The sequence below is a fragment of the Sneathiella marina genome, assembly GCF_023746535.1.
Classification (GTDB): domain Bacteria; phylum Pseudomonadota; class Alphaproteobacteria; order Sneathiellales; family Sneathiellaceae; genus Sneathiella; species Sneathiella marina.
On sequence record NZ_CP098747.1, the window covers coordinates 3,847,225 to 3,862,448 of the forward strand.

The 15,224-nt window shown below is 49.6% G+C and carries 12 protein-coding genes; 4 read left to right on the plus strand and 8 right to left on the minus strand.

Going from position 1 to position 15,224, the window contains the following annotated elements:
- Positions 1-124: 124 nt before the first annotated feature.
- The 8 genes from NBZ79_RS18610 to NBZ79_RS18645 form a co-directional block, all read right to left on the minus strand.
- Entirely contained in the window at positions 125-2,020 is a 1,896-nt protein-coding gene (locus tag NBZ79_RS18610) for an ABC transporter substrate-binding protein (protein WP_251934159.1), read from the minus strand.
- Complete coding sequence (locus NBZ79_RS18615; protein WP_251934160.1) at positions 2,020-3,912, minus strand: ABC transporter ATP-binding protein; 1,893 nt, start codon at positions 3,910-3,912, stop codon at positions 2,020-2,022. Before NBZ79_RS18615 ends, NBZ79_RS18610 begins: the two co-directional genes overlap by 1 nt.
- Positions 3,912-4,211, minus strand: a complete 300-nt coding sequence (locus tag NBZ79_RS18620) for a hypothetical protein (RefSeq protein WP_251934161.1) — start codon at positions 4,209-4,211, stop codon at positions 3,912-3,914. Before NBZ79_RS18620 ends, NBZ79_RS18615 begins: the two co-directional genes overlap by 1 nt.
- Before the next feature lie 219 nt (positions 4,212-4,430).
- Positions 4,431-5,249, minus strand: coding sequence for a polysaccharide deacetylase family protein (locus tag NBZ79_RS18625; protein ID WP_251934162.1), 819 nt, complete (start codon positions 5,247-5,249; stop codon positions 4,431-4,433).
- Entirely contained in the window at positions 5,246-6,400 is a 1,155-nt protein-coding gene (locus NBZ79_RS18630) for a glycosyltransferase family protein (RefSeq protein WP_251934163.1), read from the minus strand. The genes NBZ79_RS18625 and NBZ79_RS18630 overlap by 4 nt, the downstream gene beginning before the upstream one ends.
- Before the next feature lie 5 nt (positions 6,401-6,405).
- A complete protein-coding gene (locus tag NBZ79_RS18635) occupies positions 6,406-6,987 on the minus strand; it encodes a histidine phosphatase family protein (protein ID WP_251934164.1) in 582 nt (193 codons plus the stop codon).
- The gene (locus tag NBZ79_RS18640; RefSeq protein ID WP_251934165.1) at positions 6,984-8,117 is read right to left on the minus strand and encodes a glycosyltransferase family 4 protein; all 1,134 of its coding nucleotides are present in this window, start codon (positions 8,115-8,117) and stop codon (positions 6,984-6,986) included. The genes NBZ79_RS18635 and NBZ79_RS18640 overlap by 4 nt, the downstream gene beginning before the upstream one ends.
- Positions 8,114-9,364, minus strand: coding sequence for a glycosyltransferase family 4 protein (locus NBZ79_RS18645; protein WP_420854626.1), 1,251 nt, complete (start codon positions 9,362-9,364; stop codon positions 8,114-8,116). Before NBZ79_RS18645 ends, NBZ79_RS18640 begins: the two co-directional genes overlap by 4 nt.
- Positions 9,365-9,593: 229 nt before the next feature.
- On the opposite strand from NBZ79_RS18645, the gene NBZ79_RS18650 reads away from it, so the two are divergent.
- From NBZ79_RS18650 to NBZ79_RS18665, 4 genes are all read left to right on the plus strand, one after another.
- The gene (locus NBZ79_RS18650; protein WP_251934167.1) at positions 9,594-12,248 is read left to right on the plus strand and encodes an ABC transporter transmembrane domain-containing protein; all 2,655 of its coding nucleotides are present in this window, start codon (positions 9,594-9,596) and stop codon (positions 12,246-12,248) included.
- 18 nt (positions 12,249-12,266) lie between these two features.
- Positions 12,267-12,722: a cyclic nucleotide-binding domain-containing protein gene (locus NBZ79_RS18655; protein ID WP_251934168.1), complete on the plus strand. Its 456-nt coding sequence runs from the start codon at positions 12,267-12,269 to the stop codon at positions 12,720-12,722.
- A 73-nt stretch (positions 12,723-12,795) separates the two neighbouring features.
- Complete coding sequence (locus NBZ79_RS18660) at positions 12,796-13,893, plus strand: alanine dehydrogenase (protein WP_251934169.1); 1,098 nt, start codon at positions 12,796-12,798, stop codon at positions 13,891-13,893.
- A 19-nt stretch (positions 13,894-13,912) separates the two neighbouring features.
- Positions 13,913-15,223: an AmpG family muropeptide MFS transporter gene (locus NBZ79_RS18665; protein ID WP_251934170.1), complete on the plus strand. Its 1,311-nt coding sequence runs from the start codon at positions 13,913-13,915 to the stop codon at positions 15,221-15,223.
- Position 15,224 lies beyond the last annotated feature (1 nt).

A 15,224-nucleotide genomic window follows, 5' to 3' on the forward strand; every position in this document is an offset into this window, starting at 1 on the left:
CCCCGCTCCCCATTTGCATTTTTCACTTAAAACGATGCCATCGTCAACAAATCGTCGGCAATCGGCGTAAAGTTATTTATTTTCTTATCAAAATTGCTGCTATTCAAACCCGCTTGCATTCAAATTATTTATCGAACCAAAATAGATCCGGATGATAGATCCCGAACTGCGCCCCTGGATTCCAGTTAAAAATTGCTTCTTCGGGAACGTTCTTGAGCGTGTTCTTGACAATGATAGGCTGCAAAATAGCGCCAACGATACCAATGGTGAATTGCTGCTCTGCATGAATATCGAGCATTTCCCGCCAAATCGCCGCCTTCTCTTCCGTATCAGTAGATTTCAGCCATTTGTCATAGAGGTCATATAAGAGGATGGCTTCGGGTATGTCGATGGGCTCACCGGACTTACCCTTTGTTTCGTGATACTGGCCCCATTTCGGCCATTGATAGCTGATCTGATTGGTCGGCGCCCGTGTGGCTGGGCTGGATGCCGCGTTGGGAATGCCATTTTCAAACCCGGCCCAGACCGACATCACGGTTTCACCAGAGAAGATACGATTGCGAAATACTGCGCGTTGCGATGGCTTGGTAAATACGGAGATACCTATTTCCTGCCACGCTTCATTTACCAGCTCAAGAATATCCGATTGCTCTGTGGTCTCGCCGGCTGTTTCTATAACGATGACAAATTTCTCGCCATCTGGAAGAAGCCGATGGCCGTCTTCATCGCGATCCGTCAGTCCCATCTCGTCGAGTAACTCATTTGCCATATCCGGATCATATTCCGCCCATTTGGTGCGTAATTCTTCAGTATAGAAGTCACTTTGTTCCTGAACCGCATTATTCCCCTCAACTGCCAAGCCGAAGAACAGAGTATCATTGATTTCTTCACGGTCGATGGCCAGAGACAGCGCCCGCCGGAACCTCACGTCGCGCATATACCCGCGCCACATCTCACTCTCTGCATTGAGATTTGGGAATAGTACGAAATGAGAGCCACGAACAGTCGGCCAAAGCAAAGTCTTGTAATTTGACCGCTCTTCGTTTTCTTTCAGAAATGTTGCATCCTGAAGCTGTATGCCTCGAGCCTGCAAATCCGTGTCCCCTGACGCCGCTTTAGCGGAAATCAACTTTCCTTCCGATACATTGAATATGAGTTCATCAATATAGGGCAGCTGGCGACCTTCTGTATCAACCCTGTGAAAATAAGGATTTCTTTCACCCACAAAGCGCGTTGCCGGCGACGCTGTTGTGTTGCGCCATGGTTGTAATGTCGGCAGGTTGGGATTGTCAAACTTGTACAGGTTGTCGTTACGATTATGTTCCGATGCCCAGGACTTCATTTTGATCTTTTGGATTTTATTAAGCTTGGAAACATCAATATATTTCTCATGAAATCTTTTCAGATAGTGAGCCGGGCTATAAATCAGCAGAGGCGAGGCGCCCGCCAGAAGCGGTAAAAAATTCGGATTTGGTGCCTCCCATGTATAGATAACCGTTTGCGCATCCGGAAACTCGACTTTCGGCAACTTCCCGCCTACCAAAAGCTCTGCCGGGGGGCCTGCAGGGAACAGCTTCATGTTGCCTGCGACATCCTCCCACCAATATCTAAAGTCTTCTGACGTAAAGGGAGCACCGTCCGACCATTTGTGACCGGCCCGGAGTTTCAGTGTAAACTTCCGGCCTTCCGTCACTTCAAATGATTCCAAAATATCGGCCTCAAGTTCTAAGTCCACTGTATATCCAACAAGACGTGCATAGCCATAAACAAACATCAGTTTGACATCTGATGGATTACCGATCAGCGTATGCAGGCGGCCTCCATATTTTCCCAATTCCTGGCCTTCTCCAGGCTCAACAACAAGTGGCACTGAGGGTAGTCTTTCGGCAACGGGCGAAAGTTCGCCTTTCGCCACCGCGGGCTTGAAAAAAGGAACTTCGGTTGCATGCACCTGACTCCAGACCAATAGCACAAGAGCACCTGCTACTAAATTCATCCCTTGCTTCAAAAATCCTGACATCAAAGCCTTAACTCCTTCGCGTCTGTTTCTTCGCTTACGCGGACATAATGTCCTTCTCCAATATCCATCATGACCGGACTACTGCTCGTATTCACGGTAAAAGGTTGTGGCCATAATTCCGGGTTCGATGCCTTCTCCTCAACCAAATGGGAAAAATCCAGCCTTCTGTTTGGATCCGGTTCCGGGACAGCCGCAAGAAGTCGCTTGGTATAGGGATGTACCGGGTTTTTAAATAATACATCCTTCGGCGCCGTCTCGACCAGTCGGCCTTTACACATCACGGCAATTCGATCTGCAATGTAATCAACCACCGCCAGATTATGCGAGATAAACAAATATGTCAGCCCCAACTCTTTCTGGAGATCTTTCAGTAGATTCAAAATTTGCGCTTGAATGGATACATCCAACGCCGACACCGGTTCATCGCATATAAGCAAATCGGGTTTCAAAGCGAGAGATCGGGCAATCCCAATGCGTTGCCGTTGTCCACCCGAAAAAGAATGCGGATAGCGCCGTAAAAATCGAATGTCTAATCCCACCAGGGTCATCAATTCTTTCACTGTTTCTTCGCGTTCCGTAACGGTTCCCACGTTATGGATGACCAGTGGTTCCGAAATGATATCAAATACCGTCATACGCGGATTTAACGATGAAAAGGGGTCCTGAAAGATAAACTGGACCTTGTTTCTATAATCAAACAGCTCTTCGCCTTTTAGCGCCAGGACATCAACGTCCCGTCCACGGTCATTATAAGTCACCGATCCGTCGCTTGCCGACAAGGCCCTCAAAATCAGCTTGGACAAAGTCGTTTTGCCACAACCGGACTCACCGACAAGACCGAGACATTCGCCAGGGCGAATAAAAAAGCTAACATTATCCACCGCAAGAATCTCACCACCGGGTTTGGAACCAAATAACGTGGATTTCCGCGTCGTAAAGGTTTTAGACAAATTCCGAACATCCAAAATCGGACTCTCATCGCCGCTTATAATCTCGCGGGGGTTGGCTTGCTCAAGAAAGCGACTGTTTTTGTCGCGCTTGATTTCACGAATTGGCGTCAGACGTTCTCCCGGTTTCATGTTAAACCTCGGGATGGCCCGCATAAGCGCTTTGAGATAGGGATGCTCCGGCGCGGCAAAGATATCGTCAAGGGTCCCTTGTTCCATGATCTTACCATGATACATGACAACAATTTCATCAGCCATGCTTGCGACGACTCCAAGGTCGTGGGTAATCATCAAAATGGCCATGCCAAGCTGTTTCTGCAGACCCTGCATCAAATCCAGTATCTGCGCCTGTATAGTCACATCCAGCGCCGTGGTTGGTTCATCGGCAATCAGGAGGGCTGGCTTACAGATCATTGCCATCGCAATCATTGCCCGCTGGCGTAACCCGCCTGATAGTTCAAATGGATAGGTGTGCAGCGCTCCTTCCGGATCAGGAAAACCGACCAGTCGCAACATATCAATCGTAATTTGCTGGCCTTCTTCCTTGGTTTTCTCATGATGAAGATGCAGAGCTTCGGATATCTGATCACCAATCGTATGCAGCGGCGACAGGGATGTCATTGGCTCCTGAAAGATGATCGAGATACGTCCACCACGGATATTTCGCATTTCCTTGCTATCAGGCTTCAACTTCGCGATATCGTAGAAAACACCTGGTTTTTCAGGATCGAAAAACAAAATTTCGCCGCCGGTAATATGTGCGGGCTTGGGCAGAATAGACATAATAGCCTGACTGATAACCGATTTTCCGGAGCCAGACTCGCCAACCAGCGCAACTGTTTTTCCTTCCGGGACTCGAAAACTCACCCCTTCGACAGCCTTGATAACACCCTCTGCTACCCGGAACTCGACTTTTAAATCTCTGACGAGGAGAACATTTGCCATTAACTAAAGGTCCCTTTGACGTAGAACGGGTTTTCTGGAGAACCGGATATTCGCAGCGCCCGTAAATTGCGGATCGTCGATGCATCAAAAACAACCCCGTTCATGGACGCAGCCACATGGGCCAGCTTCACCAGTTCATCAAATTCTGAAATTGTTGAATCAATACCCAATCCCAAACCCTTGCCTTTCAATTTGAGATGCATCCAACCCGCTTCCCGATCACGACGCGTCGAGTAATAGCTAAGTTTGAAGCCTCCCAACTCCTCCCATTTGATAGCCCTGTTAATGGGGCCGATCATGTTTATTCCAATTTGATTGACCTCTAATCGGGTCAATTGTCGGATTATTGCCCGCACTCCATAGCAAAAAAACAATACTGCCAGAAATGCCAACAAATAAACAATGACAGAAGAAGGGTTTAACAACAAGAGCGGAACTGATGTTAAAGCAAGTCCGAATAACGCCCGGAAATAACTCCCAAGCAAGTCTTGAAAGGAATAGGCAAAAACTTTCATCGGTCAGCTATTATCATCGGCAGGCTCCGCTTCTACTTTAGGCAGAATAATATCTTCCGAGATTTCATCGATCAGAGCAATTGCCGCCGGTAAGGGAATCCATCTGACACTAGAATGATTGCATAAAAATGACATGAGCTGATAAATTTGCGCCCATACCTCTTCATCATGCACCAAATGATGGGTCAGCAAACCGGTCGGTTCTCGTGGATCTGCGCGACCGGTTCTCCGCGCAATCAAATGTTCCAGAACCATCGTCAAAATCTGGTCTGTTTCAAGGGAGCTGCGACTCCCACGCCAATCTATAGGATCAACATGGGCATTGATTTCCACCATACCGGCTACTGGCACCGCCTTGGACCGTTGTTTATATCTCGAAAGCCCAATATACCCCAATTTGGGTAACTGTTGAAGCACCTTGTCATCAATTCTATTCCAAGGAGGCACAAAGAACGGTAAAAATTGATCACCAAATAGCTGGCTCAGAATGCTTTGGCCGTTTTGAAGATCGGCCTCCATTTCCACAATTGGCCTGATGTTGGAAAATTCCGATTTTTTTTCTTTTGGATCCGCATAGTTGTGATGATGAAACCCATGCTGCAGGATAAAACAATCCGGTACGTGATCTGTCAGGGTCGAATCAACGGCTTCCGGTATGACCGCCAGTGCCAGCGGAATATTAAAATGATCTCGAAGACTGATCAGGCGGTCGAGGGCCGGCGAGGGCGCCACGAGATCATCATCCCGCCACCAGAATGTCGCCAAGCGCTTCTCTGACGTCCATAAATCAAGTTCAGCAGTGAGGTCCTGCCAGCTGGTCACGTAATATCTCCGGTCCATTTCCTGATTAAATCAACGGAATTTGCCCCACCATCTGTATTGATGTGAGCTGTCGCCGGTGGCCCGGCAAGTGCATCTTCAACTTTTACCGCAAGAATTTCAGCGGTCAGGCCATTTTCGTCGGCGATCTGCAACACCCCTTTCTGTGCCAGCAACCGGGCCCGCAAGGTTTGCTCGGTTTCAAGACCACCGGCATATGGGACAATAACCGCCCGACATTTCGCATAGAGGACCTCCATGACCGTATTATAGCCGCCCTGACTGATGGACAGGGTGCAATTCATCAACAAAGTCGTGAAATCTTTTCGCGCCCGCTCGACAATGACGCCGTCCGGCGCCAAGGCCAACAACTCCTCAAAAATGCTGTCTTCAACGGTTGCACCAACCATCATCCGCCATGTCATATTTCTGGCCGATGTCAATGCGCGTGCTTTCATGGCTGTCTTCAACAAATCAGTCCCCACTGCACCGCCGCCGCTGGAAACTATTACTTCGCCGTCCCCTGGTGCTCCCGCTGGGCCTTTGACGCCCGTCCGATCCACCACATATCCTGTATAGAACAATCGATCCTGAATTCGGCTGGTATGCGGAAAAGTTTGATCGAGGGAGATCAAGTCCGGATCTCCGTGAACCAGAACATAATTGAAATAGGTTTCAACCAGAGACAGCATTTCATCATTCCGACCGGGCTTGTTCTGCGCAACAAGGATATCTCTGACGGAAGAAATGATCAGCGGCGGGCGGTCGGCAGCTTTAGCAGCGTCGAGAAGAGGCAACAGCTCAAACCTCATCTGACGGCGACCAAAGGGGAACAACTCAAACATCAGGATATCTGGCTTAACCTCCCGCCAAAGATCAAGCAGGATACCTGCCCGCTTTTGCCGCCAGTCATCATCGATCTGCTCCCCATCTTCATCTACCAGCACTTTGAAAAACAAATCTGTCGCCCGGGTCGCTGGCAGCTGTACTAGTCGGGCGCCTCCCATATCGATATCAATCTTGTGGCCGCCGGATACCACCGTGACGTCAAAACCCGCCCTTACCATATTGCGAGTGAGAGTGGCTGCCCGACGTAAATGACCAATTCCCAGAAGGTGCTGGACATAAAAAAGTACTTTCTTCGGGGAAGACATATCGGTTATTTGCTTTCCAGATTAATATTAATACGCTCGGGGCGGATAACCCCTGTCTCTTCCAGAGTAAAAAGATGCCCTGCAGACCAGTTAAACTCAACTGGTAATTCTTCGGTCATATCCCAATCATAGGCGAGGGACTGGGCTGCGCGGATGACGCCTTTATGCGTGACTGCAATCGTGTCGCCCTCAAGGTTCTTCAGCCAGGGTTTGAGACGCGCAACAACCATTGCCGGAGATTCTCCGCCCGGAGGTGTCATATGACACCCTCGCGCTTCAATTTCGGCCATATCCGACCCATAAAGTTGCCGGAGTTCCGAGATGGTCCTGCCTTCCCATTTACCCCAATCCATTTCAATCAGGGCCGGTTCTTGTCGAATCAATCGCGCGCCGAGCAATTGCGCCGTTTCCCGGGTGCGGCCAAGTGGGCTGACCGACCAAGCATAATCCTTAAACTCATTGGGTATAGCGCATTTTTTCAAATGCCTGATCCCATCCTCGCATAAGGGAATATCCCGTCGGCCTTGAAGCTTTTTCTCAAGGTTCCATTGCGTTTTGCCATGTCGAATAAACAGGATACGCTTCATTTCAGCACTTTCCCAATATAGTGCTTCAGGGTTTTGGCTGCCTTTTCCAGACCGCGCTCTGATCGCACAAACTGATGTGCAGCTTCGGACATTTTCCCGCGAACAGATAAAGAAGCCAGTAAAAAATCCACTGCCTCGGCAAACGCCCCAAAATCCCCCTCTTCTGTCAGCAAACCTGTCTGCCCGTCTTTCACCACATCCGGAACCCCTCTTATTTTACCGGCCACAACCGGCAGCCCGCACACTTGCGCTTCCAAAAACGCCATTCCATAGGCTTCGCCATGGGCAGGCCATACATAGACATCGGCAAATCTGTATACCGCAGGTAATATTGATGACGGTTGTTGCCCTAAATAGACAATTCTATCCACGAAAGGCGATAGCAACTTTTCGATATCTTCACGGCGATCCCCATCGCCTACGATCAGCAGCTGCCAGTCATCCGTCTTGAGCAACGGCAGCATCAATCCTATCTGCTCATAGGACATAAACTTATCACCGCTCCGCATCATAGCGACCGCAAGCAAGTTCTTTTTATCCCGCTGACCTCCAGCTGCGACCACGAGGTCTTCAACCCTCACATTTTCATTTGCCTCTGTAAGAAAGGCTTCTGTGTCAAGAAACGGCGGTAGGAATACCAATTGACTATCATCGGCAATAAGCGACTTGAGACAAGCACCGTCCAGATTTGTCATGTGAAACACACAGGCCGCCTGAGTAATTGCCCTGGCCGCCGCATCATAGCCCGGCTTCCACGGTCCATTTGCCTGTTTCGGGGCGTGACTGGCTTCGGCAATAAAATATGGGATGTTCAATTTTTCACAGACATATGGTCCGATCCAATCCGGGGATTTGTGATAAACATGGTAGGTGAACCAGCCTTCGGGCATTTGCGCTGGATCTGCCCGCCATGCCGTAACTAGTCTTTCGGCTTCAACGCGCCCCTTACGTTCATTGCCCGCCTGGATCGCTGCGTCTCCTGATGTCTCCAGGCTGCGTAGGCGGGAAACAAGTTCAAGATCAAAGCCGGCATTTTCCAGTGCCTTCCAAAGCAATCTGCCCATCCGACGATCGCCGGACGGGGTTGGGTGATCCGGTGGTTTCATGGGGGCATAAAATGCAAGCTTCACAAGGCGCCTCCCAGTTTATCCGCCAGCTTTCCAATCCATTTGCCGGCATCAAATTGCGCCCTTAATTTCATGTTGCCCGCCACTGCAAGTTTTTCCCGCAGCTGCGGATCGCGGCAAAATTGAAGTATGGCGGCGGTCAATGCAGCTGGCGTCCGCTCCGGCACCAGCAAGCCCGTTTCATTTTCAATAATAAGTTCCGAAATCGCCGATACATCTGTCGCAATAACCGGTAGCCGCTGGCTTTGCGCCTCCATCAATACATTGGGCAGACCGTCACGATCTCCATCTTCAGCTATTCGGCTCGCCAGCACAAAAATATCAGCGGCCTGCAACGCCAGCAGGACATCTTTCTGCGCCAGGGCACCACGCCATTGAACCCGGTCGGCAATTCCTAAATCAGCTGCTTGAGCTTTGAGCTGCGGCAGCAACGGACCTCCACCAATATGTGAAAAAGTCCAGTTTACTTCGGGCGGAAGTGCTGCCAAGGCGGTCAGCAGATCATCATATCCTTTTTTTATGACGGCGCGCCCGACTGACAGGAGCCTGACAGGATCAGCCACTTCTGACCCATTCCGCGTGAATTCACGCATTTCAAATTCCGCAAACCGAGATAAATCCAGCCCGTGATACATCAACTCGACTTTCGCCCCATCGCGGGCAAGGCCCGACAGATATTTCGTATTCACCGACGTGCAGGTTACCAGCCATTGTAAATCATCCAGTTTTTCCCGCAGTTCCCATTCCGGTGAAGTCCAGATATCCTTTGCATGGGCAGAACAGCTCCAGCGCAGATCCCGTATCATCGCGGCATATCTGGCAACAGATGCCGGAGTATGCAAAAAATGCGCATAAATCTGGGAGACTGTCTGTGGCAATTCGGCCGCCAATACCAGAGCTTGTCCGAATCTGCGTATTCTGTTGGGCGTCCGGTCTCGCCTCAAATCTTTCAACCATGTTTTTTTTGCCTGCTTATATCCGGGATAGTGTCGAACAACCTGCCAGGCCCTAAAAATCCGGATCGGCTCCTGATATAAATATTCCGGCAGATAATTCACAGGCGCCGCAATCTCATCATGGATAGGGTGGGTCTTGGTATCCGTCGGGTGGCGCAACGATATAAGCTGTAAATTTACACCGCGCTTCTGCAAAGCAAGCAGCTCCTGTGCAATAAATGTCTCTGAGAGGCGTGGATAGCCTTTTAAAACAACAGCGACTACCGGTAGTTTCTGATCATGCACAGATTTTATTTTCCCAAGATTATAAGAATTCCGAACAGTCTTTGTTAAGGGCTCGCACGTGGAATATCAACAAACAATCCGAATGCGGCATCAAGGATTGGCTTTTGTTTCCCGATCCCCATCCTGCCGCAAAGCAAATTTCCTTCTTGCGGCAAGGGCCGAAACTGTGAAAAACTAGGCGAAATATATTATCATTCTTCTGAAGTGATAATTGAAGTAGGCAGCCGGGCGATCATTTATGGAACACAGTATTTATAAGTATATTCTGCAGCATAGCAAAAAGCAGCAAGTCATACTTACGATAATGGCCATTCTGTCCTTTCCTTTTCTTTATGTTTATTTGCAGATACCAGCAATTATTATTGATAAAGCCATTTCAGCCAAAGACATCTCTTACCCAGTGGAATATTTCGGCTTCGAAATAGATCAGCTTGCCTATCTGTATATGATGGTCGGGGTTTTTCTGTTGCTCGTGATCATTAATCAGGGCTTCAAATATATTATAAATGTATACCAGGGAATCTCGGGGGAGCGCATGCTACGCCGTCTGAGGTTCCAGCTCTATAGTCGGATCCTGCGATTCCCGATGCCCACATTTAAAAAGAAAAGTCCTGGTGAAATCATTCCAATGATTACGGCGGAAGTCGAACCATTGGGAGGATTTATTGGCGAGGCCTTTGCGGTTCCGATTTTTCAGGGCGGATATCTGCTGGTTATCATCAGTTTCCTGATTATCCAGAACTGGATTATGGCTGTCGCTGCAATTGCCCTTTACCCGCTACAAGCCTATTTTATTCCCAAGTTACAGAAAAAAGTTAATTTATTGGGAAAACAGCGCGTCAAGCTGGTTCGTGTTCTATCGGATCAAATCGGCGAAACGGTGAACGGAGCGGAAGAGGTTCATTCCCACGATGGTTCCAACTTTCTAAGAGCCCGTTTTTCAAACCAGCTGGACAGCATTTATACCGTCCGCTATCGCATTTACATCCTGAAGTTTATTGTCAAATTCCTGAACAATTTCATTCAGCAGCTTGGCCCCTTTTTCTTCTACGGGATCGGCGGCACCATGGTCATCAACGGTACTTTGGAAATTGGTGTTCTGGTTGCGGCCATCGGCGCACACAAGGAAATGGCGGCCCCCTGGAAAGAACTGCTGGCCTATTACCAGCGGCGTGAAGATGCCCGGATAAAATATGAACAGGTTGTCGAACAGTTTGAGCCCGCTGGCATGCGCGATGAAAGCAATCAGCTGGAGGAGCCAGAGGTTCTTCCGACACTTGATGGTGAAATGGTCGGCAGCAATATTGTCCTTGCCGATGACACTGGTTCCACATTACTGGAAGGCCTGAATGTTCGATTTGGCCTCAAGGAACGTGTCGCAATTGTCGGTCCGGCCGGATCCGGACGTGAAGCCCTCACACGGGTGCTGGCCAGAATCATTGACCCCGATAGAGGTAATTTGACAGCTGGCAGCATCGATTTAACCCAAGCCCCCGAAGCAATTGTCGGACGCCGCTTTGCCTATGTGGGGCAGCATGGATATGTCTTCAATTCGACTTTGGGCGACAATCTTTTCTTCGGCTTGAAACATCGCCCGCTTCAGGAAAGCACCTATGAAGGCGCGGACAAAGCGCGACGAGAATTATATATTTCTGAAGCCAAGCTCACCGGGAATTCCGTTGATGATATGAACGCCAACTGGCTGGACTATGATCTTGCCTGCGTCAAAGATTCACACAGTCTCGACGTCCGCGCCCTGGATGTGTTGGCCATGGTGGATCTGAGTGAGGATGTATATCAACTGGGATTGCGCAGCGCCATCGATCCGTTGGAATTCCCTGAAGCTGCGGAACTTATTCTCGCAGCTCGACGGCGCTTTTTCGAAAAGATTGAAAGCGACCCAAGTCTCAAGAATATGATCGAGGCATTTGAGCGGGATAGTTACAATACCAATGCGACCTTGGCTGAAAATCTCCTTTTCGGCACACCGGTCGGAACAGCTTTCGATTTGGATCGCATGGCGGAAAATTCCTATGTTCAGAAAATTATTGAAGACGCGGACCTAACCGAAACCTTCTTGCGTATGGGGTATCAAGTTGCATCTCTGATGGTCGAACTATTTGCCGGTTTGCCACCGGATCATGAATTCTTCCAGCTTTATGGTTTTATTTCCTCTGACGATTTGCCGGAATATCAAGCCATGAACAGCCGCATCGATTGGGATCATCTTGACCAACTACGGGAAGAAGACCGACTGAGATTTATGTCGCTACCCTTTAAGGTGATTCCGTCTCGCCATCGCCTTGGCGTATTGACAGATGATATTCAGGAAAAAATCGTCAAGGCACGACATCAGTTTGCTGAAAACCTGCCGGACGAGCTGAAAGGCAGCGTCGCCTTCTTCAATGCCGATACTTATAGTGCCGCCACTAACCTGCAGGACAATATCCTGTTTGGTAAAATTTCCTTTGGCTACGCACAGGCCGCAGAGAAGATTGGCGCAGTTCTGGCCACCGTCGTGGAAGAAATGGATTTGAAACGGACAATTAGCGCCGTCGGCCTGAATTTCAGTGTTGGCACTGCTGGTGCGCGCCTGAGTGCTGTACAGCGACAGAAACTTTGTCTGGCACGGGCGATCATCAAACACCCGGATATGCTTATCCTAAATCAGGCAACCTCCTCTTTTGATGCGGCGACCGAACAACGCCTTATGAAAAACATATTGCAAGAGTTTAAAGGGCGCGGATTGGTCTGGTCATTGGATCATGCGGATAAAACAATGAATTTTGATCAAGTATTGGTATTGAAAAGTGGCAAGATCCAGGAAATGGGATCCCCAGAAAAATTATTTCCAGGCGGCGTAGAATCAGATGAAATGCTGTCGAATGCATAAAATTAAAGGAGATCTTCGATGAGCCTTAAAGAAGAAGTTGAAATCCTGCGGCAAATCCCTTTATTTGCGAAAATTGAGCCGTCAAAAATCAAATTACTCGCCTTCACTTCTGAACGGCTGACTTTCCAGCCTGGCGACCTGGTCTGTAAACAAGGCGACAATGGCGATGCCGCGTATTTTATTATGGCCGGAAGCGCTGATGTCATTGTCGATACGCCGTCGGGCCCTCTCACCGTTGCGACCTTGAGTAAAAATGACGTGGTCGGTGAAATTGCCATTTTGATCGATATCCCGCGGACCGCAACAATCCAGGCGGCAACAGAGCTGACAACTTTGAAAATTACCAAAGACGTGTTTTTCCGGATGGTTACCGAATTTCCGGAAATGGCCGTTGAAATGATGCGGGTTTTGGCGGAAAGACTGGTCCGCACCACAGCCGAACTCCAAAAAGCCAAGGAAAACAATGGCTCCTGATCAGCAAGACACTTGACCATGCTGCAGGAGCCGCATATGCAGAGCTCCTAATTGTTTTCAGGGTGGATATGAGATGAAGATTGGCGTTCCGAAAGAAATCAAGCCTCAGGAAGGTCGTGTTGCCTTACTCCCGGAGCAGGTTGAGAATCTAACCGGCGACGGAGAGGAGGTTTTTGTTCAAAAAGATGCGGGACTGTTATCGGGGATTTCCGATCAGGATTATTCGGCCGCAGGTGCCACCATATGCCAAACCGCTGCAGAGATATTCGAGGCAGCCGAGCTGATTGTGAAGGTAAAAGAAATTCTGCCCGCGGAATTCGATCTTCTGCAAAAACATCATATTCTTCTCACCAACATCCATTCAGCCAACGACCGCCCGCAGCTGGACCAGCTTCTGAAAGTCGGACTGACGGCCATTGCCGCAGAAGATACCCATCAGTTCGGCTCTCCCAATTGCCCGCTTGCCGGCGAGGTTGGAGCATTTGAAGGCGTGCGCTTATCTCTGGCACATCACGGCGGAACCGGGCGTCATTTCATGTCTCATTTTGGTGCCCCTGTCTCCAAGGCAATTGTTCTGGGTCTTGGGCATGTGGGCCGTGGCGCCCTCAGGACGCTTCTTTCCCTCGGTGTGGAAGTGGTTGGCTTGGACATTAATCCCGGGGCCCGCAAGCAGGCCAGTCTGGATTGGCACAATGCGCATTTTCGCGCCGACGATATTGCCAACCTACATGACTATCTCGGTGCAGCGGACATGATCTTCAACTGCGTCATGTGGCCAAAACATCGCAACGATCATCTGATCCATCGTAGCGACCTGGCGCGGCTCAAGCCTACGGCCGTTATTGTCGATATTTCCTGCGATGAGGGCGGGGCCATTGAGACAAGTCGGCCAACCAGCTGGCAGGATCCAGTATATGTTGAAGATGGCATTCGCCATTTCTGTGTCGATAATATACCGGGTGCTGTTCCCATTTCATCCTCCGCCGGATACGCCAGCGCCCTGCTGCCCCATATCAAATCCATTGCGAAACATGGCGTTCTGGAAGCCTGCCGCCGCGATCTCTGGCTCGCGCAGGGTTTGAACTGTGTTGACGGTATCCTGACATTGGAAGAAGCGGCCCGGGTTCAAGGCCGCGATTTCACGCCGGCGGCAGAAATCCTCAATAAATAGGAAATTATACAAGGACATCATGACCAATTGGCTGTCGGCCCTATCCATCTACCGCGATACCCGTATCCTTGCCATCACTTTTCTCGGGTTTTCGTCGGGTGTGCCGCTGCTCCTCTCCGGCAGCATACTGCAAGCTTGGCTGACGCAAGAAGATGTTGATCTTACGTCCATTGGTTTGTTCTCTCTGGTCGGATTGCCTTATACACTGAAATTCCTGTGGGCTCCGCTTATTGACAATTTGCGAATTCCGCTTCTGGACAAATTATTGGGGCGTCGTCGAAGCTGGCTTGTTTTTTTGCAAGTCTGCCTTATCGGCGCAACAGTTTTCCTGGCATTCAGCAATCCCAAGGCGGACCTTCTGCAGGTGGCCGTCGCTGCCCTCATCGTTGCTTTCGCATCTGCCTCTTACGATATTATTGTCGATGCATTTCGGATCGAGATTTGCGACGATAAAAATATGGCAGCAGGCGCGGCAACTTATGTATATGGGTACCGGGTTGCCATGTGGTTGACCGGTTTCAGCAGCTTCTTTATCGCCGCTTATTTTGGTTGGAGCGTCAGCTATTTGGTCATGTCCGGCTTCATTCTTGTTGGCACGGTTACGGCGTTGCTAACGCGTGAACCCGTTACTCAAGCGCAATCTCACCAACCGGAGCAGTTTCAAAATCGCCAAGATTACCGCCAATGGCTGGAACAATCGGTGATCGCGCCTTTTCTGGATTTCATGCGCAAGCCCCACTGGTTGGTCATTATCCTTTTCACAATCCTTTATAAATTCGGCGATAGCCTAGCAGGCGCGATGACGAATCCATTCTATATTCAAACCGGATTCTCGCTTACAGAAATTGCGGAGATCGTAAAGACCTTTGGCACCGTCGCCACTTTCATCGGGCTGTTTTTTGGCGGATGGCTCCTTGCGGCAACGACAATGTACAAATCGCTCTGGATATGCGGTCTGCTGCAAATGTTTTCCAATTTACTCTTCGCGGCGCAAGCCAGCATTGGACATGATCTCGCGTTTCTTGCCATCACAATTGGCATAGAAAATATAGCGGGCGGGATGGGAACAGCGGTCTTCGTTGCATATCTGTCCAGTCTTTGTAATATATCCTATACCGCAACCCAGTATGCCTTGCTCACGTCGTTGACAGCTGTGGCGCGTACGGTGTTGGTGGCGCCTGCAGGGTGGCTGGCGGATCAGGTTGGCTGGTTCGAATTTTTTCTGGTTACGACTGCTGCGGCGATCCCGGGACTGGTTTTACTTTGGTGGTTATCCCGAATACAGCCAGCACCAAAAAAACAAGAGGCATCCCAAATGTCCGTGGAGTAAA